At 72.4% G+C, this 1,541-nt stretch carries 1 protein-coding gene; it reads right to left on the bottom strand.

The window, feature by feature from the left end; translation table 11 throughout:
* Nucleotides 1-17: 17 nt before the first annotated feature.
* Nucleotides 18-1,226: an IS110 family RNA-guided transposase gene (locus F8568_RS46410; protein ID WP_328601333.1), complete on the bottom strand. Its 1,209-nt coding sequence runs from the start codon at nucleotides 1,224-1,226 to the stop codon at nucleotides 18-20.
* Between the last annotated feature and the right edge of the window lie 315 nt (nucleotides 1,227-1,541).

The raw sequence follows: 1,541 nt of genomic DNA, 5'->3' as shown, positions 1-1,541 counted from the left end.
GCATGAGTAGCCCTGTGTCAAGCAGCAGTGGGTTGATCTTGTTTGAGGAGGGTCTGGAGGGCTCGGTGTTGGGCGGGGTCGTAGGGGACGCGGTCCTGCCAGCAGTGCCAGATCACGAACAGCCAGGCGCGGGCGAGGATGCGGACGGCGTGGGGGTGGTCGTGGCCGCGGGCTCGTGCGCGGTTGTAGAGGTCGGCGGCCCAGGGGTTGGCGCGGCGGCTGTCGCCGGCGAAGTCGCAGACCGCGTCGCGGAGCTGTTTGTCGACCGCCCAGCGGAAGGCGACGTGTTTGACCTTGCCGGACTGCCGGGTGGAGGGGGCGACGCCGGCCAGGCAGGCCAGCGCTTCGGGGGTGGGGAAGCGGGCGCGGCAGTCGCCGATCTCGGCCAGCAGCCGGGCGGCCCGGACCGTGCCCGAGCGGGGCAGGGAGGTGAAGATATGGGCGTCGGTGTGCAGGGCGAGTTGCTCGGCGATCTGGTGCTCCAGGGCGGCGATCTGCTCGACCAGGCTGGTCAGCACCGCCAGCATCGCCCGGGTGATGTGGGTCTTGGCGGCGCCGTCGTCGCCGGTCGCGCCGCGGGGCGCGTCGGTCAGTCGCGCGTGCAGGACGGCCGGGTCGGTGCGGCCGCAGTAGCCGACGCTGCGCAGCCAGGCGGCCAGGCGGCGGGGCGAGAGCCAGTCGGCGCGGTCCTGGCAGTCGAACCGGGTCAGGAACGCCAGGCTGATCGGGCTGTCGATGTCGCGGAACAGGCCGACCGCGGCGGGGAAGGCGGTCTGCAGGTGGGCGCGCAGCTGGTTGGCCAGCGCGACCCGGTGGGCGACCAGGTCCCGGCGGGCCCGGCAGGTCTGGCGCAGCGTGAGGGTGGCGGGGCTGTCGGGCAGCAGCCGGCGCAGCCGGGCCCGGTCGGTGCGCAGAGTGTCGGCCAGCACGAACGCGTCGAACCGGTCGTCCTTGTTGCCCGCCGAGCCGTAGCGCGAGCGCAGGTTCTTCAGCTGGTTCGGGCTGATCACCACCACCGTGAGCCCGGCGTCCAGCAGCGCCTCGACGACCTTGCCGTCACTGCGCTCGATCGCCACCTCGGCCACTCCCGCGGCCCGGAGCTTGCGGACCAGATCTCGCAGGCCCGCGCTGGTGTGCGGGACGGTGAACCGCTTGATCGCCCGTCCGGTGCTGTCGACGACCGCGACCGCGTGGTCGTCGTTGGCCCAGTCGACACCGGCGGTCACACCGCCCGGTGCTACCGCCGGCAGGCTCGTAATGGCAGACTCCATGTCAGCCTCTCCGCTGCTAGACCCAGTGGGGAGGCACCCTCATCTCGGTACCGGGACGTGCCTGCCAGTCCGCTCACTGTTCGGCGCTCACCGCTGTCGGCGGTGGCGCTCAGCCCTGTCGACGGTCTCCACGCCCCGGGCCACCGCCGGATCCCGCAGAACTCATGCTGGACGTCCACGCGTCGAGCGAGCGGGGCGGTGACCCGGCGGCACCTCGGGTGCATCAGCAGCCTCACGGCTACCGACAAGAGGATGGTGCACCAGTGAGCG

The organism is Actinomadura physcomitrii (genome assembly GCF_008923205.2).
GTDB lineage: Bacteria > Actinomycetota > Actinomycetes > Streptosporangiales > Streptosporangiaceae > Spirillospora > Spirillospora physcomitrii.
This window is presented reverse-complemented; position numbering and strand designations above follow the sequence as displayed.